This window comes from Herbiconiux sp. 11R-BC, from assembly GCF_049472555.1.
Taxonomy (GTDB): Bacteria; Actinomycetota; Actinomycetes; order Actinomycetales; family Microbacteriaceae; genus Herbiconiux.
On the sequence record NZ_JBCEBO010000009.1, the window covers coordinates 104680 to 129282 of the forward strand.

The following is a 24603-nucleotide window of genomic DNA, read 5'->3' on the forward strand; positions in this document are numbered from 1 at the left end:
GATCGCCGCTTCCCGACGCCGGGCGACGATCGCCGCCGGTGACCGGTGACCGGTGGCCGGTGACCGGTGGCCGGCGGCCGGCGGCTCGAGGCTCAGGGCTCCGGCGCCGCTCCGGCGACCGACCTCCGTCAGACTGGCTACGTGATGAGTGCCGCCTCCCCGATCGTTGACGTCCTCCGTGCCAAGCACACCGGCTACCTGCTGTTCACGTCGTTGCTGGGCCGTCTGCCCGGTGCGATGGCCGCCCTCGCGATCGTGCAGCTGGTGCGCTCCACGAGCGGCGACTTCGGTTTCGCCGGGCTCATCACCGCGGTCTATGTCGTCGCCGGCGCCGTCGGGCAGCCGCTCCTCGGCCGGCTGATCGACCGCTTCGGCCAAGTCGTCGTTCTGGCAATCAGCGGCATCCTGAGCTTTCTCGCCTTCACGGGCATGGCCTTGACCCTCGCCCCGCTGCCGGGCCTGGCGGTGGCGCTCGCCGCGGCCGCCGGGGTGTTCACGCCGCCGCTCGAGCCGGCGCTCCGGGCGTTGTGGCCGCGGCTCGTGACGCCTGGCCCGCAGCTGAAGGCGGCGTTCAGCCTGGATGCCGGCGCCCAGGAGATCATCTTCATCGTCGGCCCGCTGCTCACCGTCGCAGGCATCGCGGTCTTCGGCCCTGTCGGCAACCTGCTGTTCGCGGGAGCGCTCGGCCTGGTCGGGGCGCTCGCCTTCATCCTCAACCCCGCCCCGCGCGCGGCCTCGGCACACCGCCGCAGTGGTGCTGCCGGCCATCCCGGCATCCGTTCGCCCATCCTCATCCCCGCCGTCGCGCGGGTCGCGGTGTTCACGTTCGGCATCGGCGTGCCGGTCGGTGCTCTGACCATCGTGGCGACCGCCTCCGAGTCGGCCCGCGCCAGCGAGGGGCTCGCCGGCTGGATCCTCGCCGTGAACGCGCTCGGCGCCCTCGTCGGCGCCACCGTCGTCGGCATCCGCCCTCTGGGTTCGACGCCGGCGCGCCTGCTCACCGTGTGCGGTGTGCTCCTCGCCGTCGGCTACCTCCCGCTCGCCGCGACCGCGCTCCCCACGTGGGCGTACGTCATCGCCGCCGGCATCTCCGGCCTGATGCTCCCGCCTACCCTGGGCCAGGTCTTCGAACGGATCTCGCAACTCAGCCCCGCCGCCGCCCTCACCGAGGCGAACGGCTGGGTCGTCAGCGCCATGACCCTCGGGGTCGGGGCGGGCACCCTGGTGGCGGGCGCGGTCGTCGGTGCGGCCGGTACCTCCACGGTGACGTGGATCGTGCTTGGCGCCTCGGCCCTCACGGCGCTTCTGTCCCTCATCGCGTTGCCCGGCAGAACTGCCGCGGCCCCGGCCCGTAGCGCGACTCGGCAACGTTGAGCGCCGGCTCTGCGAGCATCCGCTCACTTTATGACTAACGCAGTTACTCATAATTTCGGGGCATCGCAATTCTGACGTGCGTCACGTGATCAGCCCCCTCGCGGGACGGCCGATCCGTCACTAGCCTGATGGCGAACCAGTGAAACGCTCCGGACGCATCGAGGGAGATCAACGGATGAGACCACTGCGCTACGGAATCAACATCACCCTGGACGGCTGCGTGCATCACGAGGCGGGAATCGCGCCCGACGAGGAGTCGATGCGCTACTGGACCGCCGAGATCGGCCGAGCAGACGCCCTGCTGTACGGACGGGTGACCTACGAGATGATGGAGTCGGCCTGGCGGCGGCCGGCCTCGGGGCCGTGGCCGGACTGGATGGACGAGTGGGACATCCCGTTCGCCGAAACCATCGACAGCACGAAGAAGTATGTCGTGTCGAGCACCCTCGACGAAGCCGGCGTCGACTGGAACGCCGAACTCGTGCGCGGCGACCTGGCCGACGCCGTCCGGCGGCTCAAGGCGGAGCCGGGCGGCCCGCTGTCGGTCGGCGGCGTGACGCTGCCGCTAGCGTTGGCCGACCTGGGCCTGATCGACGAGTACGCGTTCGTCGTGCACCCGGTGATCGCCGGCCACGGGCCGACGCTGTTCGCCGGCCTGCGCGAGCGGCTCGAGCTCGAGCTTGTGGATCGTCAGGAGTTCCGATCGGGGGCGGTGGCGTTGCTCTACCGGCCTGCCACCACGTGACGCCTAGACGCCCGTGACGAGCCGCACCCCGGCTCCGATCTTGGCCAGCAAGTACGCCGGAACCTGCCCGACGGGATAGGGATCGAGGTATTCCCGACTCACCGGTCCGAGTTGAGAGACCACCGCGACTGAGTCCCTATCGAGTCCAGATGCCTCGACGGGGATCGCCACGTTGCCAGGGAATCCCTCCAATGCCGTATTTGAGGTCAGTGGAACGACCAGAACGGTATTGATATCGGTAGCCAACAGCCAGTCCTCTTGAAGCACGACCGCAGGCCGGATCTTCGCCGGCTCCGACCCCCGAGGCGATCCGAAGTCCACCCACACCACGTCGCCGTACGCGATCACCATTCAGTGGACTCGATCTGTCGGCGAGCGTTCTCGCCCAGGAACACGCCGTCTCCAGAGGGTTGGCCCGCTCGCTTGATCACCGCGTTCGCCAGCGCTGTGAGTTCCCGTTCGCCTTCCAGCTCATCGGCCAGCCGGCTGGCGGCGAGGCGATAGAACTCCGATCGGTTCATGCCGTGGCGTGAAGCAATTCTCTCGAACCTCTCGAAGTCTCCGTCCGGGACGGAGATGGCAGTCTTCATGTCGTGAGTATAACAAGTCATACCTCGGTGAGCGACGATTCGGGCGGCGCCTCAGAGCCCCCGCTCCTCCAAGAACGCGCTCACCTGCCGGTGCGTCGCGGTGAGCTGCTCGATGCGCTCCGCCAGCCCAGCCCGCACCTGCACGAGCTGCTCCGCGAGCGCGTCGTGCGCGGCATCCGGAGCCTCCCCGGTGCAGGCCAGCACCGACGCCACGACCTCCCGCGGAAAGTCCATGCCGAACAGCATGTGGATGATCTCGGCCCGCTCCACCGTCGAGTCGTCGTACTCGCGATACCCGTTGGACTCTCGGCGCGCCGAGATGAGCCCGTGCTGCTCGTAGTACCGAAGCGACCGCGCGCTGACGCCGCTGCGCCGGCTGACCTCGCCGATCTTCATCGCGCGTTTGACCTTGACATGATGTCAAAGTCTAGCGTGGCGGTGTCCGGGCGAGATCCGCCGGAACAGAAGGATGTCTGATGCGTTCAACAGTCACGGCCGCCGGCCGCACCCGCTCGTTCACGGTGATCGGAGAGCCAGACGGCGCCGAAGACCGCGCCCTCGTGCTGGTCTTCCACGGCTCGAAACAGAACGGCGAGACTCACCGCCGCTTCACGGGAGGCGCCCTCGACCGCCTCGCAGCCGACGGCCGGGCAGTGGTGGTCTACCTCGACGGCTACCGCGGCAACTGGAACGACGCCCGTGCCGAGAGCTCCTTCCCGGCCCGCAGGGAGCAGGTCGACGACGTCGCGTTCGCGCATGCCGTGGTCGACTCCGTGCGCCGATCCCATCGTGTCGACCCGCGCCAGGTCGTCGGCGTCGGCTATTCCAACGGCGGCCAGATGGTCTTCCGCCTCATCCACGAGGCACCGGATCTCCTGACGGGTGCGGTGGTCGTGGCAGCGACCATGCCCGATCGGGCCGGCTTCCTCGGGCCCTTCTCGGAGACCTCGGAGCGCCCCATCCCCATCGCTCTCGTGGCCGGTACGGCGGATCGGATCGTCCCCTACCAGGGCGGTCGAATGGCGTGGTGGGCGCGCACGATGTTCCAGGTCGGGGGAGTGGCCCTCTCCGCTCCGGCCACGGCCGAGTACTTCGCCCGCCGCAACGGCATCACCGCCACACCCACGGTCACGCATCTCCCCACATCGCCCGCCACGCGCCGTCGCCCCCGGATGGAGCAAACGACGTACCGCGAGCCGGCCCGCCCGCCCGTCACCCTCTACACGGTCCACGGCGGCGGCCACACCATCCCCGGGTCGAAGCCGGCGCCCGCCCTGCTGGGTCGAACAGGCGCGGACCGCCCCATCGAAGACATCGTTCTCGACATCATGGGCGCGCTCAGCCGGTCTGCGTGATGTGGAATATCGCTGCGCGCGGTGGTGGCACGTCCACCAGTGCTCCCACGACTTCTCGGCGGCGATCTTCCAGAACGACGTCGATCTTCCGGCCGTGGTTGTCGCGGTAGTGAGTGAGCGTGTAGTCCTTCCGCGACCAGGCTCGCCACTTTGCCAGCTCGCCGATGACGAAGCCCTCGACGAACCCGCCGCCGAACGGTGATTGCGGATCCGCGGCCTTGGCATTCGCTCTGATGCTTGCGCCTCAACTGCGATCTATGGACAATTCACATAAACGAGGTTGTCTCATATAACTAACTAACTCGGAGGTCCGTGCAATGAAGCTCTCTACGAGCACCGCCCGCAAGCTGTCGCTCTCGACAGCAACCCTGGGGGCAGTGCTACTCGCCGTATCTGTCGCGATCCCCGCGCAAGCCGCTGACCCGATGCCAGCGCCCACTTCCACGGTCGTGGAGGCACACATGAGCGTCATTGGGTTCGATGCAGAGGTCGCCGCCGCCCACGGCTACGAACTCCGCACGGCAGATTCGGGGGAGCAGTTCTCTGTGCCGGTCGCGAACGCGCCGGGCGACTTCTCCAACTCGTTCGGTGATGGACGCCCCTCGGATGCCGCTGGCTTGGAGGTGGCCGGCGATTGCGGAACTTCTTGGATCTACTTCCAGCTCGGCAACACGCAGTTCAGGACCGGGTACAGCATCCGATCAGACCGTGGCCAGGCTTTCAGTCACATCTGGAGCGCGACGATCGCAACAGGCGGACGATCCGGCGGTATCGGCTCCTACCCCCTCTCCGGCGCAGCTCCCGCGAACAGTGCGGTCTGGCAAGCGGTGAGGCGAATCGTCGAGCCCTACACGAGCATCGGTTCCGCCGTGGCAGGTGGCACGGCGGTGACCACTGCCGGTTGGATCTGCGGTTCTGGAAATCCGACGGCGAAGTACTGAGCGTGACGCGCGATCGGACGCCGTTCGGTGTGTCACTCGAATCGGTCAGAGTGAGTTTCGGGCATCCGATCGCCCTGTCGGTCAGCGAGCAGGTCGACCTGCGGGCTGTCTCGACGCAAGGCCACAACGGCGTGCTGGATGTCGTGGAGGTGTCCTACCTCGTTCGGGGAGATGCTGAGGCGCGCGTGCAGCCTTCGGTCTGGACGTGGCTCGCCGGCACCATCTCCGGCGAAGACGCTGTCAGCATCCATGCGGTCACGCATCACATCAGCCATCTGCCCGACTTCCGCTCGGGTGCCCGGGTGCCCGACTCTGCAGAGACGGATGAGCTGCAACGCCAGTTGCTCGAGGCCCCGCGAAAGAGCTCTCCGATTCTTGTCAACGGCATCTCGATGTCGGCCACGCGGTTTGAGTTCGGTCCCTGGAGCTACGGATCCGTTGCGACCAACAATCTCCTCGTGACGATCGCAGGACCGGAGTCGTTCGTTCGCTGCCCTCTCCGCATGCGAATTCCCTAGTCCAGTCGCGCGAGCGCGAGATGAACACCCGGTGCGGTGGGCGTGCGTCGACACGGATACAAGTGTGCGAATGCCAAGTGGATGGCTGGTCTGCACAACGCCCGCAACGACCAAGGTCCTGATCGAGATCGGATTGAAGAGGCCTTTCTCGCCGCGCAGGAGTCCGAAGATCTCGCTGAAAGCTACGACTGGGCAATCGACAAGCGTCAGTACATTGCTTTCTTGCGCGACTATGACGTCACACGCGGCCCGATGCCACTTGCCACATTCATGCCGGTGCGCCACCTCGACGAATAGCTGGCGCTGTCTCTAGTGCGCGTGGGTTTCCAGCCAATGCGCGTCGAACCACGCCACGCTGTCCGCTTCGGTGGCACCGACCGGTGATTCGGCTAGACACTCGTTGCATCGGGCGTGCCATCCGTCTGACTCCTGCCATACGTGCGGGCGACCGTGTGGCACCCAGTTGGGTGACCACTTGGCCTCGAAGGCGGAGTCCACGCGGGATGTCACTGCGCTCGCCAGCGTGGCGATCGCTCGTTCCGGGATGCCGAATTCCATGAACGCATTGATGACCTGGAGTTCCTCCAAGATCGCGTCGGCAAGTAGATCGAAGTCGCGTTCGGTCCGATCGGTCCGTAGCCGGCCCGACGCATTGCTCCGAACCACGATTTGTTCATACGCCGACGCGTCGCTCACGGCCTCAGCGAGCGCACTATCTTCGATCACCGCGGCGCTATCCTCCGCATGATCTGAGGGAATGCCCGGCGCCCACTCGACCAGCGGAGCATTGGCTCGCACATACAGCGGATGCCTGGGATGGCCGTCCTTCGTCGCTCCCAGAACGTGCAGGCGCGGCAGCAACGAAAGTGCCTCGGCAACACGCGCAGGGGTGGCGTTCGCGCCCCACCCCGCAACAACGGTTCCGGTGGCGCTCGCCAGAATGCGGTCATTGTCGGGGCCGACAGGGTCGTCCGCCGCCAGCATCACCTTCGGATGCTTGGTGCGGAACGCGTAAAGATTGAGGATCACCAGGCCGCCGAATCCCTCGCGCTTAGCGAACTTGACGCATCGCCGGAGCGTGGGATCGAGCTGGCTAGCGTCAGCTGTGCTTGGGTTGAGCAGCACGAAGGTGATGTTCGGCAACGCCGGATCCCACACGCGAGTCAGTGAGTAGCGATATTCGCCACGAATGTCGGCGGTGGCAGACACGAACTCAGACATCGGGCCTCCTCAGACCAGATGCTACAGCGGCGACGCGTCTCGACCACCGACAGGTGCACCCACCCGCGCAGCACCCACCACGCGGGCCGCAAGCAGAAAGCGAACTCCACCAGCCACGACCCGAAATGGGAGCGGGAAGCCGGCGGATGCGCACAGCTCGGCTGCATAGGATGCCGCGTCGTCGAGGTGCAGATCGCCCTGCTGGTCAGAAGCCTATTCGGAGAGGTCGGCCTCCAGCCCGCCTCCGTCGCGGGAGCCAGAGTGCCCAGGGCGTGCTCGAGCGGATAGAAATGCGATTGATACCAATATTGATTAATGCTCAAGTAAGGAGCAGTCTGAACGCATCCCCCAAATGGGGGTCAATGATTGGAGTTTGATCATGACCAGGACAACCGCAAACGGGGCTCGTAATCGCACGCCCCTGAGAGTTGCCGCCATCGTCGCTGGCCTGACAGTGGCAACGAGTCTCGTGGCGCCGGCTGCTTCTGCGGCCTCACTCGGTCCGGAGTCGGTGGTGGGCCGGATGACAATCGCCGGCGGCGCCGACGATGGCGGCAGCGCGGTCTTCATTTCAGGCCACTCCGAACTCAAGATCACGCCTGCGCCTGACGCTGAACCGACGGCTCCAGAACTGTCGGGTCTCACCGCATCGATAATCTGCGACCTGAACGTGGAGCACGTGCATCCGTCGTCTCATGTGTCCGGGACGATAAACGGTGTGGCGACGATCAAGTGCAACGCACCAGCAGGCAGCTTGACGTTGCACTACTCCCTCATCCGAGTTTCGCCGAACAACACCCAGTGGGGCGCGGGCTCGAAATCCAACGTGGAGGAGTCGTCGATCCAGAACAATCGTGCTGTTTCGTGCAGTGAGGGGCCAGGCGAGTTCCAAGGCTGGGCGCAGGGCGAGATCAGCCCACCTCCCGGATACGAACTCGAGGGGCCGGCGATCCACAGCGACTACGGTGCCTCTCTCGGAGTCGCCTGCGGCAGCGATCTGACAGCCGGCGATAGTGCCTCTCAGGTCACAGAAAGCATGACAGTCACGTTCATTCGCTCGGACCTCGCTGGCTAAGGGCGCCCAGTACGCCGCGAGGAGGGCCAGGCATGCCTGGCCCTCCTCCGTGCCTTCGGAGATAGACCCGTCGACTTGGGGCTAAACCTTTCTGAAGCGTCCGATCACAACGGGCTCACCGACATTCGGATTCTCGCCGAATAGCCGGACTAGGCCGCTCGTGCGAGGCGTCCCGAACGCGCCGACCGGCTCATCCCGACCCTCGGCGAAGAGTTCAAAGGGTCGCCCGTTCGCCTGTACCTCAGCCCACTCGAGTGCTTCGGACACATCGCGCACCTCGGTGAGAACGAATGCGTCAAGGACCCAAGCGCCCTCACCGCTTCGCTGCCAGAAGTTGACTCGGTAATTGGGCGCGTCGAGCGAGAAGGCTGGTTCTGCATGGACGGTCTCGGATGCGCGCATGCCGTCGAGCGTACAAGCCAGAGTTGACGATTCCTAGCGTTCTGCCGACTGAGGCGACCTGGGCGTGATTCTGCACACCTTCCGACGCCGCCATCTGGCGTACAACTGCGAGAAGGGCAATGCGAGCAACTATCGCAACGAAACCTCGGGGCGTCTCTCGCTTTCCGGCATCCGCTATATCGCCATCGCATTGGACTATTTCGACAAGAACGTGGGATGCGTCCAGCGATAGGAACCGAGAGGGAAGTAGGCCGATGACCGCCACAAGGCCCAGCCCCAAAGCGCTCACGTCGATTCACCTCCCGACGAGTCACCAAGTAATCCTCTGGATACATGGAATGGCGCCGAACTCTCGAAGTGTGTGGATCAGGTCCCGACGAGGTGCTCGATCCCTACGTAAAGCAAGGCGCCGCCGCCGAGAATCCAAGCGCCGCCGATCAAACCCATAGTGCGTGGCGTCGTCCCACGGAGACGCTCCCCAATCGCGCCTTCCATTTTCCGGTACCACCGCGCCTGAAGTCGAGCGACGAGCCGGCGAAAGCAGACGATGAAGAGCCCGCCGCCGACCAACACGGCTCCCAGTACGACCTGGACAACATATGCCGTCATCGACCCATCCTCGACCGTCTCGCAATCGTGGGCGGTGAAGCCTCTCTGTTCAGGTCGGCGCGTTTTCGTGGAGAATATTGCGCGAACCATCTCCACAGGGGGCGAGCCGTGACGAGGATGAGCACCGCAAACAGGCTCTGGCTGATCACGCCGAACAACGGGAGTCCGCCGATCACAGCGAAGACGGTCCAGTTCACCGCGATGTCGGCGACGATCACGGCGATGCCGAGCACGATGCCGGAGCGCCGTCGAAAGATGATCAGCGCAGCGGTGGCCGGATCCAGGATCGTCAGTGACACCCAGAACAGCCGGACGCCGAGAGGGAAGTCGCTGTAGGCGTTCAATCCGCCGACGATCAGATCCGCCGTGTGAGTGGTTGTTCCCACGAGGAAGCCGAGTACCCACACGACTTGGAACACTCTGAGCGCTCGTGCTGACGCGGCGAGAGCGATCATGCGCTCATGCAATCGAGCCGGATGGTGCCGCCGAATCTCTGGTCTTCTGTCGGTCCGACGGATCGTTCTGAACCGCGATTTGCGGGTCGCTCGCTGCCCCAGAGGGCAGGGCATCTGCGACTGAAGCCGCGCTATCCTCCCCCTGATCTGAAGACAGGCCCGGCGCCCACTCGGCCAGCGGTGCATCCGCCCGCACGCACAGTGGATGCCCGGGATGCCCGTCCTTCGTTGTCCCCAGAACGTGCAGGCGCGGCAGCAACGCCAGCGCCCCGGCAACGCGCGCAGGGGCGTCATTCGCGCCCCACCCGGCAACGACGGTTCCCGTGGCCCTCGCGACAATGCGGTCGTTGTCGAGGCCCACAGGATCGCCCGCCGCCAACATCACCTTCGTATACTTGGTGCGGAACGCGTACAGGTTCAGGATCACCTTGCCGCCGAATCCCTCGCGTTTCGCGAATATGAAGTGTCGCAAAACGTGCTCGTGCGATTTGCCTTGATCGCTAAGCGGGCGCCTTGCCGTTGAGCAACTTGACGTAGTGCAGAACTTCCGAAATATAGCCCAGGGAAGCGTTTAGATCGGGAATGTATGAGCTGGGGTGCGCGCACTGATTCCTCTTATTTAGAAGCGCAATTAGGGACTGCATTTCATTCTTTGTGGAGATTTTGAGTGGCTGGGCCAGTTCAAGCAGCGCGTACTCTCCGCGATACTCGCGTAGATCCTCGATAGCGGTGGCGTGATCCCACTTCCCGCGCTCCCGGCGAACTGCCGCCAGCCCGTCGCTGGACAAGATTTCCTCGTAGAAGTCCATGAATGCCGCCCACGCCATTACGTGCGCTGCACGGTACAGTCCTTCCTCGACACACCGGAGTGCCTGCCGCATCAGCTCATCTTGCTTGATATTCAGCGCCGAGATTTTCTTGTAGGACTCGTCAAGCTGGACTACGCGAGAGTGTGAAGTCTCATGTCTACTGAAAAGCTCATGCGCTGCGTGCTCGAAGGCGGCAGCGCGCGAGATGAACTCATTTGCCTGGTGCATCAGGGAAGAGGTGCTTTTTCATTGCCTCGAAGAATTTGTCGTAGGTGTCTCCGTCAGTGTCCACGGGCAGGTGTAGCTCAATATTGATGTTGATCGACGGAGTACCGAGGGCGTTAGTCGGTGCGGGAGCCGAAGCAATTGGCACTTTGGTAGTGGGGGGCACCGCTGGCGAGTCCGCCGATTCCGCCGGAGAGGCAAGTGTTGCGCCGCTTTCAGGCGTGTCCCAAGCAGCCAAGCTGCACAGCGTCTTGAACGTCGAGACTGCGAATCCGACCTTCGTGTCGTCGTAGCTGGTGGCTGATCGAACCCAGTTGCGTATAGCTTCCTCGTCCTTCTGATGCGCATCCGGATACAAGTCGAAGAGCGCTGCATATCCAGTTCTTACTGCTAAGGCAAGGACCGATGGTGCTCGCGATGTGTCGCGGTAATTGCGCCAGGCGTCCGTAGGTGCACCTTTGCTAGACAACAGACCTATGAACTTCAGCACGGAGACGATGTACAGGTCATTGCCACCCTTGTAGCCGACGCTCTGAAGGTATGGGCCATTTACGGTCGTCGGCACTCCGGCGCTTTGAATGTGCGATAGGAACTTCGTCAATCGTGTTTGCGATGGCGCGTAGGGCACTTCATTGGCCATTGATTCTCCCCAATCGTTGCTGAAAATCTAGCGGTGAAGTGAGCGCGAGGGAGCTAAAACACGCGCAAACCGTTGGCAGGAGCAATCGAGCACTTAGAAACGTGGTGTGACTCAGTAAAAGGTTGTGCATCGCCCGAGTGTGGGATTGAGCTGGGCGGCATCGGCCGTGCTCGAGTTGAGCAGCACGAAGGTGATGTTCGGCACCGTCGGATCCCACACGCGAGTCAGCGAGTAGCGATACTCGCCACGGATGTCGGCGGTGTCAGACACGAACTCAGCCATCGGGCCTCCTTTGCTCGGATGCCACTGCAACGCCTTATCACAGTGGTGCCAGACCTTTGTGCGCCGGCGATGGTTGTCCGACGGCTATGCCCAAATCAACTGCGTGGCCGAGCATCTAGCATTGGCCGTCGTTTCCGGTGTCAGCCGATTGGCGCTGCCCACCATTGGGTGCGCGTAGTTGCACAAGACATGTCACCCGACTGGATAGCCTAGGTCCGACGATGGGGCGCGAGACGGGCCTTCGAGACGCGTCAGTCCAAAGGGGGAATCATGGATTCGAAGTTCGACACCAAGGCAGAAGATGCTGCATCGCAAGCTCAGAATTACGGCGCATTCTCTGCCCTGAATCTTTTGCATGTGCGAACTCAGGTAGCTGACGCGCTGACTCAGTTCGGCAAGTTCGGAATCCTTGAGGAATACACGAAGCACGACATCGGTCATATCGACACCATGCTGAAGATGTATGAGTGGTTGGTGCCTGAGTCCACGATGGAGTTGATGACCGCCGCCGACTGGCTTCTGATTACTCTGTCGACGTATCTACACGACTTCGGGCTGCTAGTGACTCGAGATGAGTTCGAGAATCGAGCCAACACAGAGGGCTACGTCGAATTCGCGAGTAAGGTACGCGACCAAGACAATCCCGAGTTCATGGACTACCGGGCGCAACTCCAAGCGATGCCGGGCGCAGATGCGGAAAGGTTCCTGTATCAAGAGTTCGTGCGCGCCAACCACGCATTGCGTATCCGTAGCTGGCTGAAGGACGTTCCGGATCCAGCGCTTGGCTTCGATGCTCGAATCGTCGGCGAGCTTCGCAACATCTTCGGGGATATCGACGAAACCTTCCTCGACGATCTTGGGCTCGTCTGCGAAAGCCATCATGCTGATGATCTCGATGACGTTGCACGATATCGAATCGATAAGCCGTACGGCCAAGATCCGCAAGAGGAAGCTAACGTGCAGTATGCGGCATTCTTGCTCCGCACTGCAGATTTACTCGACATCACTCGAAGCCGCACACCTTCGATGTCAGCCCTTGTAATCAATCCGCGTAACCCGAAGAGCCAGCTCGAATGGGCGAAACAGTCCGCGGTTCGTAGCGTCCGTCCTCAGCGGATCGCTGCCGAGGAAGGAGAGCCTGCTCCTCAGTCGGACGTTATCGAGGTGCACGCGTCGTTCAAAGAATCTGAGGGATACTTCGGCCTAACGCAATATCTGAAGTACGCCGGAGAGCAAGTCGCCACTACACACAGATGGGCCCTCGCCAGCGAAGCCAACGGAGCAACTGGCTATAAATTCCCGTGGCGAAAGATCGACATATCGAACATCGTCGCGAAGGGGTTCGTGGCGGAGCCGTTCGAATTCACGATAGATCAGGGCAAGATTCTCGATTTGCTGACGGGTCATACCCTCTACAACGACAGCGGTGTTGTTGTGAGGGAGTTGCTACAAAACTCTCTAGATGCAGTTCGCCTTCAGGCATTCATTGAGCCCGACGCGGCCTACGAGCAATCAGTCCAGGTGGCCTGGAATTCCACCGATCGGGTGCTGACAGTTGCAGACAATGGCACGGGAATGACTCAGGCCGTCATTGAGAAGAACTTTCTTCGAGTTGGATCGTCCAGATATCAAGATTCTGGATTTCGCAAGCAGCACCCTGACTTCACTTCAATCAGCCGCTTCGGTATCGGGGTCTTGTCAGCATTCATGGTTGCGGATGACGTGGAAGTCATCACGGTGAATCAAGAGGAGCCCCAGGGTAGGCAACTCACTTTGCGGGATGTCCACGGGCAATATCTGGTTCGCCTGCTTGAGAAGTCAAGCCAAGAGATCCCTGAACTTTTGAGGAAACATGGCACTTCGGTGCGTCTCAAGCTTCGCCCAAGCTCGAGTGCGCTTGATGTCGAGGCCGTCCTTAAGTACTGGTGCTTGCGGCCAGGCTGCTCCGTCACGCTGAGTGTTGATGGCGGTGATCCTGAGAACGTAGGGTTCGAGTCGATGGCACTAGCCCTGGAGAGTTCACTCACCACAGCGGGCCTAGTGCGAACGATTGATAGTCGGCTCACCAACAACTTCGGCGATCAGGTCGAGATGCGCGAAGTGTCAATCGACGGATGCGAAGTGGCCTTTGCTGTCGTGTGGAGTCAATGGCTACAAGAGTGGCGATTCCTCCGCATCGACCAAGAGCGCCCAGGAGGTCGGGCCAAGGTCATCCTAGGTACTGCGATCGGCGGCGTGAGAGTCACCGAGGCGTCTCCTGGCTTCACTCTTGCGAGTGGAGTTGCTGCTATGGCCGATGCAACAGGCAAGACCGCCCCTCGAACGAACGTTGCTCGAAGTTCGATTGAACGGACCGAAGAATACGACCAATACCTTGACCGGGTCTATTCGTCCTATGCGGACCACATCGATAAGGAGATGGCCAACCTGGAGGGCACCCGGAACTATTCCGCAACTAGGGCTGCCAATGAGGGTGGCTATCTTGTGGAGGACATCGCTATTGAGCAGGCACTCGAGTCGGAGGCTCGATTTCGCGCCAGTGTTCTAGACCTTCCATTTGTAGTTGTTGAGCAAGGTGACTCGCGCGAGCGCCGGTCGCTCACGGACATTGGCTCGCTGGACTCAGTCTGGACCGTCGAGGGCACCACTGTTGCGAACTTCGAACGCGTTCTGGGCACGGTTCGAGGGGCAACTTCAGTGTCGTTGGCCAGCTTGACAAAAGCGCTCGGTGTAGCCGAGTCCGTACAGCTTCCAGATGGGCCGTTGGTCTGTGGCCTTCCGCTGGCATGGGCATATAGCGGACGCCTGTTTGCTGAAGAATGGGACGCGGTGAGATTCGAGACAGATGGTGAGGCGCGAATTCTTCGTGCGCTCTGGAAGAAGCATGGAGGCGTGTCTGGCTGGTCTGTGGTCAGGATACCGAAGGACCTGCCGGTCATGTTGAAGGACCGATTCGACTTCTCGGAACGGTTACGAGCTGGGCGGTTGACGGATGTTTGCGTTCCTGTCGGTATTGAGGCTACGGCCGAAGGAATAGAAGAGAGCATTATTCGCTGTCAGGGTCGCCACTACATTCTTCCAGGGAGCCCGTTGCTGGATGTGAAAAGCGCAAACCCGAACGTCCCTGACGAGCATCGACTGTGGGCAATCGCATTCCTGCTGACTAACGCTCTGACAGATGTCGATTCGCGCAACTCTGTGAGTATGCGAGTGTTCGGGAGGATCGGCCGAGACTCGGCTACGCGCACGTCGTTCCTTAGCGCGGTCCGAGATTACGGAATCTACGAGATACTCGACGAGGCTAGTACGGTCACTGCATTCTTGTCGCCGTCCGCTCAAGTGCTTGATGTCGATCAGTGGGATCGACGATCTGGTGGCCAGGAGTAGTGGCGCGATGGCTGTCGCCTATCGACCACTACAGTCGCGAGCTGTTGCGGCCGTGACCCCATTTCCTGAACGGGGTCAGGGTGACAGCTGATCGCTTTTGCGTGATGTAACTTCAACGCTCCACGTATAGATGAGCCAGGAGTTCCCCAAGGGTGACATCGAACGCTTGAGCAACGCGATACCAGGACTCGATGCTCCCTCGGGAGGCTGGCTTATTGGGGTTGCGGCGGGGCTTACCCGACTCCATCGAGACCAGGGTGGCGCGGCCGACGCCAGAGCGGGCGGCGAGCTGGTCGTACGACCAGCCGCGGTCGTGGCGGAGGCGAGAGAGCTCGGCGCGGAGAGCGTCGAAGTTGGGCTCGGGGACGGGGCTGTCGATTGGCACAAAACCAGTGCATCCGGATTACTCATTGCGAGTGTTATGGCTATCCATCACAATTGGCTAGCCATAACAATTTTGGGAGGATGTGATGAAGAAGTTGCGTCGGTGTCGGCTCTGCGGCATCCGGGTTCCGCGGGAGGAGATGCGGTACGACCAGCTGGCGTGCTCGGAGGAGTGCGCCAATGCGATCTGGATCAAGCGGCACGCGGAGGCAAACGCTGAATGCTGCGAATGCCTGGCTAGCGCTTGCGAGGAGGTGGAGGCGCATGTTCTCGCAAGTTGAGGTGTGCGGGCGGGTGTCGAGCGAACCGTTCGTCGGCGAAGGGCCGGATGGGGGGCTGGTTGCGTTCCTGCTCTCCGACGATGTACACGTGGGTCGACCTGAGCCCACGTGCGAAATCCTCTGTGAGGGTGCGCTCGCGCACCAAGCCCTCGCTTGCGTGGTCGAGGGCGGGCGAGTCGTTGTGACGGGCGCGCTCCGCGCGTCTCAGCCGCCCGGGCTTGAAGGCAGTGACCTTTGTGTGCTGCGAGTCGAGGCTCGGACCATCGAGTGCGCCTAGTCTCGCTGGGTGCTCGCCTTCGTATCCGGGAGCCGCGGATCCGAAAGTGATCGGCTGTCGGAGTCGCGGCAACTGGAGCGCTCCTCGAACTGCGGAGGGAGCCGCATCGTGACCCACGATCGTCGGGGCCGCACGTTCGGTAGGGTCGTCGAGTGATTCCCACCCCGTCGGCCGCAGCTGGGGCGCATCCGGATCGTCGCGCTCAGGTGCGGGTCATCCTGGCGGGTTCGGTGCCCAATCTCGTGCAGTGGTTCAACCTCTACCTCTACGCCACCTTCGCTCCGTACTTCCGTACCGAGTTCTTCGATCCTGACTCGCCCGATTCGCTGATCTACGTCTACGGGCTCTTCGCCCTGACGTTCGTCGTTCGCCCGCTCGGCTCCTGGCTCTTCGGCCGACTCGCCGACACGCGAGGCAGACAACGGGCACTCGTTGCGGCGGTCACGATGATGTCGGCCGGATCCGTCGCTCTCGCGCTTGCCCCGACCGAGCGCGCGGTCGGGGCGTGGGCGGCCGTGATCCTCGTGGTCGTGAGCCTGCTCCAGGGCATCGCCACCGGGGGTGAGTATGCGGCCGCCACGGTGTTGTTGTCGGAGTCGGGCACGCGGGGCCACCGCGGATTCTTCGCCTCGTTCCAGGCCACCACGATCGTCGGTGGTCTCGTGCTCGCTCAGGCCTGCCTGCTGGTGCTCCTGCTGATCAGTGATCGTGCGGGCATTTCGGAGTGGGGGTGGCGGGTTGCGTTCGTGGTTGGCGGGGTGGCCGGGCTTGCGTCGCTGTTGTGGGCGCGCGGATTCAAGCGCGGCGCATCCGGGGCCGGCACCGCCTCATCTGCCGCCGCGTCATCCGTCGCCGTCTCCTCCTCGCCGAAGCCGGCGAGCTCAGAACCGGCTTCGACGATGAAGGCGTTGTTTCGTAACCATTGGCGGCCGCTCGTGTGGGTGATCCTGCTGACCGCCGGCGGAAGTGCCGCGTTCTACACCGCGACGGTGACCGTTCCCTTCCTCATTCGCGAGACGTTCTTCACAGCAGACGGCACGTCGGGTGAGCTCACCGCGACCGGACTCGTGCTCGCCGCACTCGTCGCGCTGATGCTGATGCAGCCGCTCGGCGGAGCACTGAGCGACCGGATCGGCCGGAAGCCCCTGCTCATCGCCTTCGGGGTGCTGGGGTTCGTGGGCGCCGGTGTGCTGGTGACCGTGGCCGCTCAGGTGACGTCGCCGCCGGCGGTGCTGGGCATCCTCGTTCTCGCGTTCGCGGTTCTGACGTGCTACCTGTCGGTGAACGGCATCGCCAAGGCGGAGGTGTTCCCCGCCCACATCCGGGCGCTCGGTGTCGGCTTCGGGTATGCCGTCGCGAACTCGCTCTTTGGTGGCACGGCTCCGCTGATCTATCACGCCACGGTTGGTGGGGGTGGCGCGGGGTTCATTGTGTACCTGACCGTGCTGCTGGGGGTGACGCTCGGTGCCGCCCTGGTGATGCGGGGAGGCGTGTCTACCCCGCTCGACGCGCAAGCGGGCTCTGCGAAAGGCTGAGCTCGGGTTGGTGGTTAGGCCTCGTTTGCGGGCGCTCTCATGGCGCCCATTCGCCGCGCGCAGGGTCCCAGCTTCCGGTAGTCACGGTGCCGTCGAGTATGGGACTTATGAGTGCGTTCGTAAGGGCCAATGCTTCCTCGCCGGTCAGGGTCATATCGCGAACTGCCTTTGCGACGTTGGGATATCCGGCTTGGACTCGAGGGGACGCGTCTACGTGCGTGAAACGGGTCAGGTTCCGCTCGACAATTTGAACCTCGATGGCGTGTCGGAGCTGCTGCGCGTCGCAGCTGAGGTTCTGAGCGATGAGGGCGATGTCGACGAGGTCCTTCGCGCGGCTTGATCGGCCGTCGGGGCCGCCGTGGTGGGTTTCCATCATTGCGGCGACCTTGTCGGCGACTTGGGTTTCGGTGGCGATCATCACGTATTCCGGGGAGGGGACCTCGCGCGGGAGGGGAACCCGGAACGCTGGTGTGGCGCGAACGGTCGCAGCGCCGGCACGGTCGTGCAGAGCCAGGTCGACCTTCACCTGCTGGTTGGATCCGGTGACTGTGAACGTGAGGGTCACCATGGTGATGTTCGGCTGGTCTTCGCCACTTGCGCGTTGTTGCCGCTTGCTGAGGGTGAATCGAAGCCGGTCTCCGATGTCGACGGACACGAGTGCCTCGAGGGCTGTGATCGCGACTGCGACGCCGTCAATGGACGTCTCCAGATCGACATCGAGAGTTGCGCGTGCGTGTGGGATGAAGGCGAGCATTCGAGTGCCGCCCTTGAGTATGAAAGGCGCGTCGTCGTTCGCGAAGACCCGGGCCAGGAACCGGTCGAAGAGCTGGAGCTGGATGAGGTTATGTTTACTGATTCCCTTCTCGGTGGCCGCGTTGCCCGAGGCGGCTTTGATCGCTGTCCATGTGGCCGCCGGGGTGGCGTATTCTTCGGGCCTACTCATCCTGCGCCGCTTCAGCTGGCTCAGCTGTCGCTGACTTGGTTTGGGCATCGGCGGCATTGCCTGGCAGGGCGAGGTCAGCGAGCCGCGATCGCACCTCTTCGGGCAGCGGAGGAACCGTCAGTGCAATTCGGGGGACGGCCAGCTGCTGCAGCTCGGCAAGTGCCGGCAGCGTCAGGGCCTTCTTCACGCTCTCCGGGAGGTTCACGCGCGGCATCTTCACGATCGGCAGGTCGGCACCCAGGGGAATGATCGCGTTCTTGACCTGCTCATTCAGGGCGATCAGGAGCGAGCTTCTTATCGGAGCGATCATGGCGTCGAGCTGCTCGGCGGTCAGCTGCGGGTTCAGGTGCTCGAGGGAGGAGAGTATGGACAGAACGCGCTCGTTGGAAAGCGCCGCGACCATGTCGCGCAGGTTGGTGTGCGCCAGCAGGTCGCGTAGCCGTTCCTCATCTACCTGGGTCAGTGATCGAAGGTGCGCGTAGAGGTCCGCTCCAGTCGGATATCCGAGACGCTTGGAGCGGTCGCCCAGCAGTTGGATGAGCCGTCCGGTGTCTAGATCTGCGTCGGAACGCTCAGCGTCCCTCAGAGCGTCCGCGATCAGGGAGAGATCGGTGCCGGGCTCGTCGACGAGATCGGCAATGGTGCGCTCTCGCGTGGTGACAGGCAGCCCATCGAGCACTGTGACGTCCTGCTCGGGGACAGAGCGGGTGCTGTATCGGACGTCATCGTGTCGCGTCTGTCGGCGCTTCCTTGAGTACATGAGTATTGGCGAGGGGTAAAGGTCGCCGAGCTGATGCGCCCACGCGGCCGCGCCACCGCCGACGACGACGTCCGGGTTGCTGAGGCGTTCCCACGCTGAATTCTCGGGTTCTGAGGCCAGCCAAGCCGCGCGGATCTCGTCTAGGCGATCGGATGGGACACCCGGAAGCCGGTACACCCCGGTCCGGACGCGTTCGAGCGCGCCTGCCTGCTCGCGGCGCAGCAGCGTACTGCGAGCGACCCCGTGTGCAGTCGCCTGCGCAGCAGTGAACATCCCCCATTGGCCGCCGGCTAGACGGGCGAGGGTGTTCTCAGTTGACCCAGACATACTGCAATTATATGCCAAAACGCAACATATGAAGCATGGTTGCGCCGAGTCGCGCAATGACTAGCGCTAGTGAGACTGAAGTACGGCCCAGGCGATGAGGCTGTCGAGGCGGCGTACATCTGCGCCCTTCGAGAGCTTGACCTTGATGTGGCCTGCTCGTGTCCAGAGTTCGATTTCGGAGTTGAAGTCGAGTTTGCCTGCGTTCTCGGAAGACCACATGTTGATCGATGAGTAAGGAAGGGAATATATCTCGACTTTCTTGCCCGTGATTCCCTGGGCGTCTCTGACGATGAGCCGCTTGGTGGTGAAGACGGCGGAGTCTCGGAAGGTTTTGAATGCGGCGATGGCTTGTTCGCCGTCGAGGAGAAGTGGGGTCACGTCGGGCGGGATGGGAATCTCGTTCTGAAGGGTCCAGGTGATAAGTGCGGCGGCTTCCATCGCGCTAGTTTGGCAGATCGACGACTGTCGAGGGATCGGCAGGGGCGGAGCCTGCCATGGCCGGCGGCGTCGGTGTCGGCATCATCGTGTACCTGACCGTGCGGCTGGGGGTGACGCTCGCTGCCGCCTTGGTGATGCGGGGAGGGGCATCCACCGCGCTCGACGCGCAAGGCGGCTCCGCGAAGGGCTGAGCTCGGGAGGGCGTGGTCACTCCACCTCGGCGATCGCGGTGCGGGGCAGCAGCGGCACGACCAGGAGGCACACGGCGAGGAGCGCGAGCAGCACGACGAGTGTCACGGAGACGGCGCCCACGTCGCCGCCGGGCAGCAGCGTGAGGAAGATGCTCGTGACCAGTGCCGAGCCGATGCCGTTGGCGACCTGCTGAACGGCGCTCAGTGATCCGCTGGCCGAGCCCGCCTCGTGGGCGTCGACGTCGCCGAGCGCGGTGTTGAAAATGGAGCTGAAGCAGATGCCCGCACCGAGCCCCATGAACAGGGTGGCGATGGCGAGTTGCCACCAGGTGAGGTCGGATCCCGCGGCGGTGACGAACACGATCATGAGCCCGACGCCGGCGAGCATCGCGACGAGGCCGAGCACGACCAGGCGGCGGGCGAGCTTCACGATCAGGGCGGCGGCGATGCCCGAGCCGCCCATGATGCCGAGGGTGAGCGGGATGAGGCTCAGCGACGTCTGGGTGGGGGAGTAGTCGAGCCCGAGCTGCAGGAACAGGGAGATGACATACATCAGGCCGCTGAAGCCGGCGAACACCAGGAGTCCGACGATGAGGCCCGCCGTGAACCCGCGGTTCGCGAGCAGGGTGCGCGGCAGCAGCGGGTCCGGCGTGCGCGCCTGCCGCCACACGAACCCGGCGAACACGATCGCGCCGACGACGAGGGACGTGATCGCGAGGGCATCCCACCCATCGCTCGAACCCTGGATGAGACCGAACAGCACCCCGAAGAGCGCCACGACGAGCAAGAAACTCCCGAACACGTCGATGCGCGTCGCCGGGCGCGGCGGGACATGCGGCAGGAACTTCGCTGCCATCACCAGGGCGAACCCGCCGAGGACGATGTTGATAAGGAACACCGGGCGCCACTCGAGGCCGAACAGGTTCGCGTCGATCAGGATGCCACCGAGGAGGGGGCCGGCGACCGCGAACACTCCGAGCATAGGTGCGAACACGCTGAACGCCTTCTGCAGGGCGGGCTTCGGGAAGGAGGCGGTCATGATCGCCATGCCCTGTGGGATGAGGAAGGCCCCGAAGACGCCCTGCGCAACCCGTGCTCCGATCAGCATCTCGGGCGACAGGGCAAGGCCGGCCGCCGCCGAGGCGGCGACGAAGCCCGCCATCCCGACGAGGAACGTGCCGCGCTGGCCGAACTTGTCGCCGATGCGGCCGCCCAGCACGAGGAGCGAGCCGAGCGCGAGAGCGTAAGCGGCGCCGAGCCACTTGATGACGCTCTCGTCTGCTCCGAGGTCGGCGACGATCGACGGCGCCGCGACGTTGGTGATCGTCGAATCGATCAGGTCCATCGCGTCGGCGAGGAGCACCACGATCAGCGTCAGCCAGACGCCCTTGGTGGACAGCGACGGGGCGGTGGCTGTCGTTGCTGTGCTGGTCATAGCGATCCTTTCGCGGGAATGGTTACGAACAGCATCGTAACGAACATGTTCGTTACGATGCAAGCCGAGTACGCTGTGGACATGGCACGACCTGAACCGATCAGTCGCCGGGATCGGCCCGCGAAGCCCCCGCTGTCGCGAGCGGCTATCCTCGACGCCGCCGTCGATGTCGTCCACCGGGACGGCGCCGCCGCCTTGACCATGCGTCGACTCGCCTCCGAGCTCGATACCGGGCCGGCATCGCTCTACGTCTACGTGCGCAACACGACGGAGCTGAACGCGCTGCTCATCGACCGGTACCTGTCCGAGCTCGATCTGTCCTGGGACGGGCGAGAGGCGTGGCGGGAACGGCTGCAGCGGGTGGTCGACGACTACGCCGGCCTGCTGGCGAGCCAGCCCGGACTCGCGTCGGCAGCGCTGACCACCTGGCCCGATGGCCCCCACTACCTCGACCTCCTCGAGCTGCTGATGCGGCTGCTCGACGCGGCCGGAGTCGACATCGAGACCGCGGTCCGGGGGATCGACCTCCTGCTCCAGCATGCAACGGCTTCTGCCGCCGAATGGGCCGCCCACGCGACCCCGGCGGGGCAGGACCTCGCCGACCTCACGGAGACGCTGGACGCGGCGACCGCCGAACGGCATCCGTCGCTGCACCGAGCCGGATCGACGGTGTTCACGTCAGGGACGCCGGATGAGCGCACCCGATGGGCGACCACGGCGATCGTCAACGGAATCCTCGCCAGCGCGAGCGAGCATCCACGCCGCTGAGTGCCGGCCACGGCCTCGGGCTGGCCCTGCGCCACGCCGTGATCTGCTCGCTCAGACTGAAGGCGAAATCCATCATGTCGTCAGGTGATGGGGGTGGCCCCCGGCGAGATGCGAGGTGATGCGCCGAGGGGCAGGTGTACGAGCGCTAATGTCGCTGTGACGCAGCAGACGTGAACGAGCCGCCTCGGGAGTGGGATCGCTGCGAACGGGGGAGAAGCCATGACCGAGACGATCGACCAGTTCCGCGAGGCGCTCGAGGATGCGGCAGCCCGCCGTGAGCTGGGCATCTCGATGACCGATCAGGAAGCCCGCGACATCCTTGTCGACGACGCGGCAGTTTCCGACTACTACGCGATCTGGGCGCAGGATCGCGGCCGGAGGGCGGGCAACGCGGGCCACTGGCAGCCGACGGCGGTGGCGGGGTTCGTTCTGGCGGTGGTCAGCATCGTCGGCGGTGGCTTCTGCTTCGCACCGATCGCGTGGGAGGGCCTGCCGCTCTGGGTGGTCGTGGGGACCGTGGTGGGCATCGTCCTGTCGGCCAACGGGCTGAGTGCCTGTGCTGCCAACGGCACTCGCGGGCGGGGGCTGGCGATCTGGGGGATCGTGCTCGGTTGCGTGGCGGCGCTGGGCGGGATAGCGCTCATCATCTACTTCGTGTCGTCGTAGACCGGCACCTTGCCACTGCGGACTGGCTCTCAGCCGCGGTCGCGGTCAGCCGGAGCGGATCCCGTGGTGCCGGTCGTGAAGGCCGCCAGCGCCTGCTCGAGGTTGCCGGCGGCGCCGTCGGCGCTGTTGTCGAACAGGATGTGGTGGGCGCCCCGCCAGCGGCACTCCGAGGCTTGCGCCGTTGCCCAGAACTCGTCCCAGTGGGCGAGCTTCCAGGCGTCGCGCTCGTAGCCGCGGGCACCCACCCGGTTCTTCGCCCGGGAGCCTTCGACCGTCACGTGCACCACCACGATCTCGACGTCGTCCGGCCAGTGGTGCTCGACGGCGGCCTGCTCGAGGAAGTCGTCGCGGGGGAAGTAGCGCACGAACGGAGCGTCGAGCACGACCGCGTTGCCGAGGCGGAGGTTGTCGCCGGCGAGCCGCAGCAGCGTGCGGTACTCCAGGTCCATCACCACGCGCTGGTAGTACTCGTTGTTGTCGCGCTCGTGCTTGTCGGTGCCGGCGGCTTCGAGCAAGGACTCGGTGAAGAAGGTCGCCACCGAGTCCTTGTCGAGGTAGGCCGCGTGCATCCGCTCGGCGATCAGCGTGCTCACGGTCGATTTGCCGGAGCCCGCCGGGCCGATCACGAAGTACAGGGTGCTGCCCATGTCGTCAGGCTACGCCGTCGCCAGAGGCTCGCTCGGTGCGGCCGGGCGCTCCTTCACGAACAGGCCGTAGGAGAGCGCACCCACCAGCAGCAGCACGCCGCCGATGAGGAACACGAGCGTGTAGTTGCCTCCGGTCGAGGTGAGGATCGCACCGGTCACCACGGGCGCGACGGCGGCGCCGATGAAGCCACCGAAGTTCTGGATCGCACCGAGCGAAGCCACCTGATTGGAGGGCGCGATGTCGGAGGCGAGCGTCCACAGGCATCCGATGGGCACCTGCGAGGCGAAGTAGCCGACCGAGAGCAGCACGATCGCAAGCGCCGTGTTGTCGACGTAGGCCACGGGGAGCACAGCGGCGGCGGCCAGGAGGGCTCCGCCCACGATGGGGATCTTGCGGGCACGCACGGTGTTCACGCCCCGGCCCACGAGACGACCGGAGAGCCAGCCTCCGAAGATCACGCCGATGATGCCGCAGAGGAAAGGCAGTGACGCGAGCCAGCCGCTCTCGGCGAGGCTGAATCCGCGGGCGGTCTGCAGGTAGCTCGGCAGCCAGGTGAGGTAGACCCAGACGGTGTAGAAGATGCCGAAGGCGCCGAGGATCATGAACCAGGTGTTGCGGTACTTGAACAGCTGCCCCCAGGCGACCTTCTCCTTGGATGCCACGATCCTGGCTTCAGCCTCGGCGCCCTTGATGAGCGCCTGCTCCTTGAGCGTGGGGTCGCGGTAGATGCGCAACCAGACGAGGGCGATCACGACGCCCAGCACGCCGACGATGATGAACATGCCCCTCCAGCTCATCGTGAGCAGCAGGAAGGTGAGCAGCGGCGGCGCGATCGCGTTCGCGATCTGCGAGCCGGTGTTCACGAGCGACACCGGAAGGGCGCGCTCCTTCTTGTTGAACCAGCGCTCGTTGACCTTGAGCGCCGAGGTGAAGAAGGGCGACTCCGCGATCCCGAGGGCGACGCGGGCCGCGTAGAGGAAACCGAAGGAGTTGGCGGCGGCGGTGACGATCGACACCAGCGACCACGCGCCCGCGGCGAACGCGAACATCTTCTTGGGCCCGAACTTGTCGACGAGGTAGCCGGCCGGGAGGTTGGCGATCGCGTAGGGCCAGGAGAATGCCGAGAGCAGAAGGCCCATCTGCAGGGCGTTGAGACCGAACTCCTGCGCGATCGTCGTGTTCGCCACGCTGAGCGTAGAGCGGTCGAGGTAGTTCACCACCCCGCCCAGGATGAGGAAGCCCACGAGGAACCAGCGGATCCTGACGGTCTTCTTCTCGGCCTTGCTGAGGACGGGTGCCTCCAGTGTCGTCTGGCTCATGCC

32 protein-coding genes are annotated in these 24603 nt (G+C 64.1%); 13 read left to right on the forward strand and 19 right to left on the reverse strand.

The window, feature by feature from the left end; all coding sequences use genetic code 11:
* Window positions 1–144 precede the first annotated feature (144 nt).
* Complete coding sequence (locus tag VD659_RS18100) at window positions 145–1374, forward strand: MFS transporter (protein WP_423262435.1); 1230 nt, start codon at window positions 145–147, stop codon at window positions 1372–1374.
* Between the two features lie 175 nt (window positions 1375–1549).
* On the forward strand, window positions 1550–2119 hold the full coding sequence (locus VD659_RS18105) for a dihydrofolate reductase family protein (protein ID WP_423262436.1): 570 nt from the start codon (window positions 1550–1552) through the stop codon (window positions 2117–2119).
* 3 nt (window positions 2120–2122) lie between these two features.
* Here the strand turns inward: VD659_RS18105 and VD659_RS18110 are convergent, their stop codons facing one another.
* From VD659_RS18110 to VD659_RS18120, 3 genes are read right to left on the reverse strand one after another with little or no spacing between them, the layout of a single operon-like run.
* Entirely contained in the window at window positions 2123–2470 is a 348-nt protein-coding gene (locus VD659_RS18110; protein WP_423262437.1) for a type II toxin-antitoxin system PemK/MazF family toxin, read from the reverse strand.
* Window positions 2464–2709: a CopG family transcriptional regulator gene (locus tag VD659_RS18115; RefSeq protein WP_423262438.1), complete on the reverse strand. Its 246-nt coding sequence runs from the start codon at window positions 2707–2709 to the stop codon at window positions 2464–2466. Before VD659_RS18115 ends, VD659_RS18110 begins: the two co-directional genes overlap by 7 nt.
* A 51-nt stretch (window positions 2710–2760) precedes the next feature.
* Window positions 2761–3105 (reverse strand): MerR family transcriptional regulator, encoded by a 345-nt coding sequence (locus tag VD659_RS18120; RefSeq protein WP_423262439.1) that lies wholly within the window; start codon window positions 3103–3105, stop codon window positions 2761–2763.
* Between the two features lie 80 nt (window positions 3106–3185).
* Between VD659_RS18120 and VD659_RS18125 the strand changes: the two genes are divergently transcribed.
* Complete coding sequence (locus tag VD659_RS18125; protein WP_423262440.1) at window positions 3186–4064, forward strand: alpha/beta hydrolase family esterase; 879 nt, start codon at window positions 3186–3188, stop codon at window positions 4062–4064.
* Here VD659_RS18125 and VD659_RS18130 read toward each other — a convergent pair.
* The gene (locus VD659_RS18130) at window positions 4048–4299 is read right to left on the reverse strand and encodes a DUF4143 domain-containing protein (RefSeq protein WP_423262524.1); all 252 of its coding nucleotides are present in this window, start codon (window positions 4297–4299) and stop codon (window positions 4048–4050) included. The two genes, VD659_RS18125 and VD659_RS18130, sit on opposite strands and share 17 nt — an antisense overlap.
* A gap of 82 nt (window positions 4300–4381) precedes the next feature.
* Between VD659_RS18130 and VD659_RS18135 the strand changes: the two genes are divergently transcribed.
* The 3 genes from VD659_RS18135 (at window position 4382) to VD659_RS18145 (ending at window position 5820) form a co-directional block, all read left to right on the forward strand.
* Entirely contained in the window at window positions 4382–5005 is a 624-nt protein-coding gene (locus VD659_RS18135) for a hypothetical protein (protein WP_423262441.1), read from the forward strand.
* Window positions 4966–5523 (forward strand): hypothetical protein, encoded by a 558-nt coding sequence (locus VD659_RS18140; protein WP_423262442.1) that lies wholly within the window; start codon window positions 4966–4968, stop codon window positions 5521–5523. The genes VD659_RS18135 and VD659_RS18140 overlap by 40 nt, the downstream gene beginning before the upstream one ends.
* A gap of 81 nt (window positions 5524–5604) precedes the next feature.
* Window positions 5605–5820 (forward strand): hypothetical protein, encoded by a 216-nt coding sequence (locus tag VD659_RS18145; protein WP_423262443.1) that lies wholly within the window; start codon window positions 5605–5607, stop codon window positions 5818–5820.
* Window positions 5821–5832: 12 nt separating this feature from the next.
* On the opposite strand, the gene VD659_RS18150 is transcribed toward VD659_RS18145, so the two are convergent.
* The gene (locus VD659_RS18150; RefSeq protein WP_423262444.1) at window positions 5833–6744 is read right to left on the reverse strand and encodes a DUF1643 domain-containing protein; all 912 of its coding nucleotides are present in this window, start codon (window positions 6742–6744) and stop codon (window positions 5833–5835) included.
* A gap of 523 nt (window positions 6745–7267) precedes the next feature.
* Here VD659_RS18150 and VD659_RS18155 point away from each other — a divergent pair.
* Window positions 7268–7819 carry a hypothetical protein gene (locus VD659_RS18155; protein WP_423262445.1) on the forward strand — a complete coding sequence of 184 codons (552 nt, stop codon included), beginning with the start codon at window positions 7268–7270 and terminating at the stop codon, window positions 7817–7819.
* Between the two features lie 81 nt (window positions 7820–7900).
* On the opposite strand, the gene VD659_RS18160 is transcribed toward VD659_RS18155, so the two are convergent.
* Window positions 7901–8221, reverse strand: coding sequence for a hypothetical protein (locus VD659_RS18160; protein ID WP_423262446.1), 321 nt, complete (start codon window positions 8219–8221; stop codon window positions 7901–7903).
* 64 nt (window positions 8222–8285) lie between these two features.
* Here VD659_RS18160 and VD659_RS18165 point away from each other — a divergent pair, with 64 nt between their 5' ends.
* Window positions 8286–8453: a hypothetical protein gene (locus VD659_RS18165; RefSeq protein ID WP_423262447.1), complete on the forward strand. Its 168-nt coding sequence runs from the start codon at window positions 8286–8288 to the stop codon at window positions 8451–8453.
* 134 nt (window positions 8454–8587) lie between these two features.
* On the opposite strand, the gene VD659_RS18170 is transcribed toward VD659_RS18165, so the two are convergent.
* From VD659_RS18170 to VD659_RS18195, 6 genes are all read right to left on the reverse strand, one after another.
* A complete protein-coding gene (locus VD659_RS18170; protein WP_423262448.1) occupies window positions 8588–8830 on the reverse strand; it encodes a hypothetical protein in 243 nt (80 codons plus the stop codon).
* Entirely contained in the window at window positions 8827–9285 is a 459-nt protein-coding gene (locus VD659_RS18175; protein WP_423262449.1) for a hypothetical protein, read from the reverse strand. The genes VD659_RS18170 and VD659_RS18175 overlap by 4 nt, the downstream gene beginning before the upstream one ends.
* Before the next feature lie 4 nt (window positions 9286–9289).
* Window positions 9290–9757 (reverse strand): DUF1643 domain-containing protein, encoded by a 468-nt coding sequence (locus tag VD659_RS18180; RefSeq protein ID WP_423262450.1) that lies wholly within the window; start codon window positions 9755–9757, stop codon window positions 9290–9292.
* 28 nt (window positions 9758–9785) lie between these two features.
* Window positions 9786–10322, reverse strand: coding sequence for a hypothetical protein (locus VD659_RS18185; RefSeq protein ID WP_423262451.1), 537 nt, complete (start codon window positions 10320–10322; stop codon window positions 9786–9788).
* Window positions 10306–10959: a DUF5343 domain-containing protein gene (locus VD659_RS18190; RefSeq protein WP_423262452.1), complete on the reverse strand. Its 654-nt coding sequence runs from the start codon at window positions 10957–10959 to the stop codon at window positions 10306–10308. Before VD659_RS18190 ends, VD659_RS18185 begins: the two co-directional genes overlap by 17 nt.
* A 111-nt stretch (window positions 10960–11070) precedes the next feature.
* Window positions 11071–11241 carry a DUF1643 domain-containing protein gene (locus VD659_RS18195; RefSeq protein ID WP_423262453.1) on the reverse strand — a complete coding sequence of 57 codons (171 nt, stop codon included), beginning with the start codon at window positions 11239–11241 and terminating at the stop codon, window positions 11071–11073.
* Window positions 11242–11511: 270 nt separating this feature from the next.
* Here VD659_RS18195 and VD659_RS18200 point away from each other — a divergent pair, with 270 nt between their 5' ends.
* On the forward strand, window positions 11512–14628 hold the full coding sequence (locus VD659_RS18200; protein ID WP_423262454.1) for an HD domain-containing protein: 3117 nt from the start codon (window positions 11512–11514) through the stop codon (window positions 14626–14628).
* A gap of 112 nt (window positions 14629–14740) precedes the next feature.
* Here VD659_RS18200 and VD659_RS18205 read toward each other — a convergent pair whose 3' ends face one another.
* Window positions 14741–15013, reverse strand: a complete 273-nt coding sequence (locus tag VD659_RS18205) for a helix-turn-helix transcriptional regulator (protein ID WP_423262455.1) — start codon at window positions 15011–15013, stop codon at window positions 14741–14743.
* Window positions 15014–15722: 709 nt separating this feature from the next.
* On the opposite strand from VD659_RS18205, the gene VD659_RS18210 reads away from it, so the two are divergent.
* Window positions 15723–17105 carry an MFS transporter gene (locus VD659_RS18210; protein WP_423262456.1) on the forward strand — a complete coding sequence of 461 codons (1383 nt, stop codon included), beginning with the start codon at window positions 15723–15725 and terminating at the stop codon, window positions 17103–17105.
* 37 nt (window positions 17106–17142) lie between these two features.
* On the opposite strand, the gene VD659_RS18215 is transcribed toward VD659_RS18210, so the two are convergent.
* The 3 genes from VD659_RS18215 to VD659_RS18225 all read right to left on the reverse strand — a co-directional run bounded on the left by VD659_RS18215 (window position 17143) and on the right by VD659_RS18225 (window position 19573).
* Entirely contained in the window at window positions 17143–18048 is a 906-nt protein-coding gene (locus VD659_RS18215) for a nucleotidyl transferase AbiEii/AbiGii toxin family protein (RefSeq protein ID WP_423262457.1), read from the reverse strand.
* On the reverse strand, window positions 18041–19135 hold the full coding sequence (locus VD659_RS18220) for a type IV toxin-antitoxin system AbiEi family antitoxin domain-containing protein (protein ID WP_423262458.1): 1095 nt from the start codon (window positions 19133–19135) through the stop codon (window positions 18041–18043). The genes VD659_RS18215 and VD659_RS18220 overlap by 8 nt, the downstream gene beginning before the upstream one ends.
* 66 nt (window positions 19136–19201) lie before the next feature.
* On the reverse strand, window positions 19202–19573 hold the full coding sequence (locus VD659_RS18225; RefSeq protein WP_423262459.1) for a PH domain-containing protein: 372 nt from the start codon (window positions 19571–19573) through the stop codon (window positions 19202–19204).
* Between the two features lie 56 nt (window positions 19574–19629).
* Between VD659_RS18225 and VD659_RS18230 the strand changes: the two genes are divergently transcribed.
* Complete coding sequence (locus VD659_RS18230; RefSeq protein WP_423262460.1) at window positions 19630–19764, forward strand: hypothetical protein; 135 nt, start codon at window positions 19630–19632, stop codon at window positions 19762–19764.
* Window positions 19765–19780: 16 nt separating this feature from the next.
* Here VD659_RS18230 and VD659_RS18235 read toward each other — a convergent pair whose 3' ends face one another.
* Entirely contained in the window at window positions 19781–21199 is a 1419-nt protein-coding gene (locus tag VD659_RS18235; protein WP_423262461.1) for an MFS transporter, read from the reverse strand.
* 18 nt (window positions 21200–21217) lie between these two features.
* Here VD659_RS18235 and VD659_RS18240 point away from each other — a divergent pair, with 18 nt between their 5' ends.
* Window positions 21218–21967, forward strand: a complete 750-nt coding sequence (locus VD659_RS18240) for a TetR/AcrR family transcriptional regulator (RefSeq protein ID WP_423262462.1) — start codon at window positions 21218–21220, stop codon at window positions 21965–21967.
* Window positions 21968–22186: 219 nt separating this feature from the next.
* Window positions 22187–22633, forward strand: a complete 447-nt coding sequence (locus VD659_RS18245; RefSeq protein WP_423262463.1) for a hypothetical protein — start codon at window positions 22187–22189, stop codon at window positions 22631–22633.
* A 29-nt stretch (window positions 22634–22662) separates the two neighbouring features.
* Here VD659_RS18245 and VD659_RS18250 read toward each other — a convergent pair whose 3' ends face one another.
* Together VD659_RS18250 and VD659_RS18255 are read right to left on the reverse strand one after the other, a co-directional pair.
* Window positions 22663–23280 (reverse strand): AAA family ATPase, encoded by a 618-nt coding sequence (locus tag VD659_RS18250; RefSeq protein ID WP_423262464.1) that lies wholly within the window; start codon window positions 23278–23280, stop codon window positions 22663–22665.
* Window positions 23281–23289: 9 nt separating this feature from the next.
* Window positions 23290–24600 (reverse strand): MFS transporter, encoded by a 1311-nt coding sequence (locus tag VD659_RS18255; RefSeq protein WP_423262465.1) that lies wholly within the window; start codon window positions 24598–24600, stop codon window positions 23290–23292.
* Between the last annotated feature and the right edge of the window lie 3 nt (window positions 24601–24603).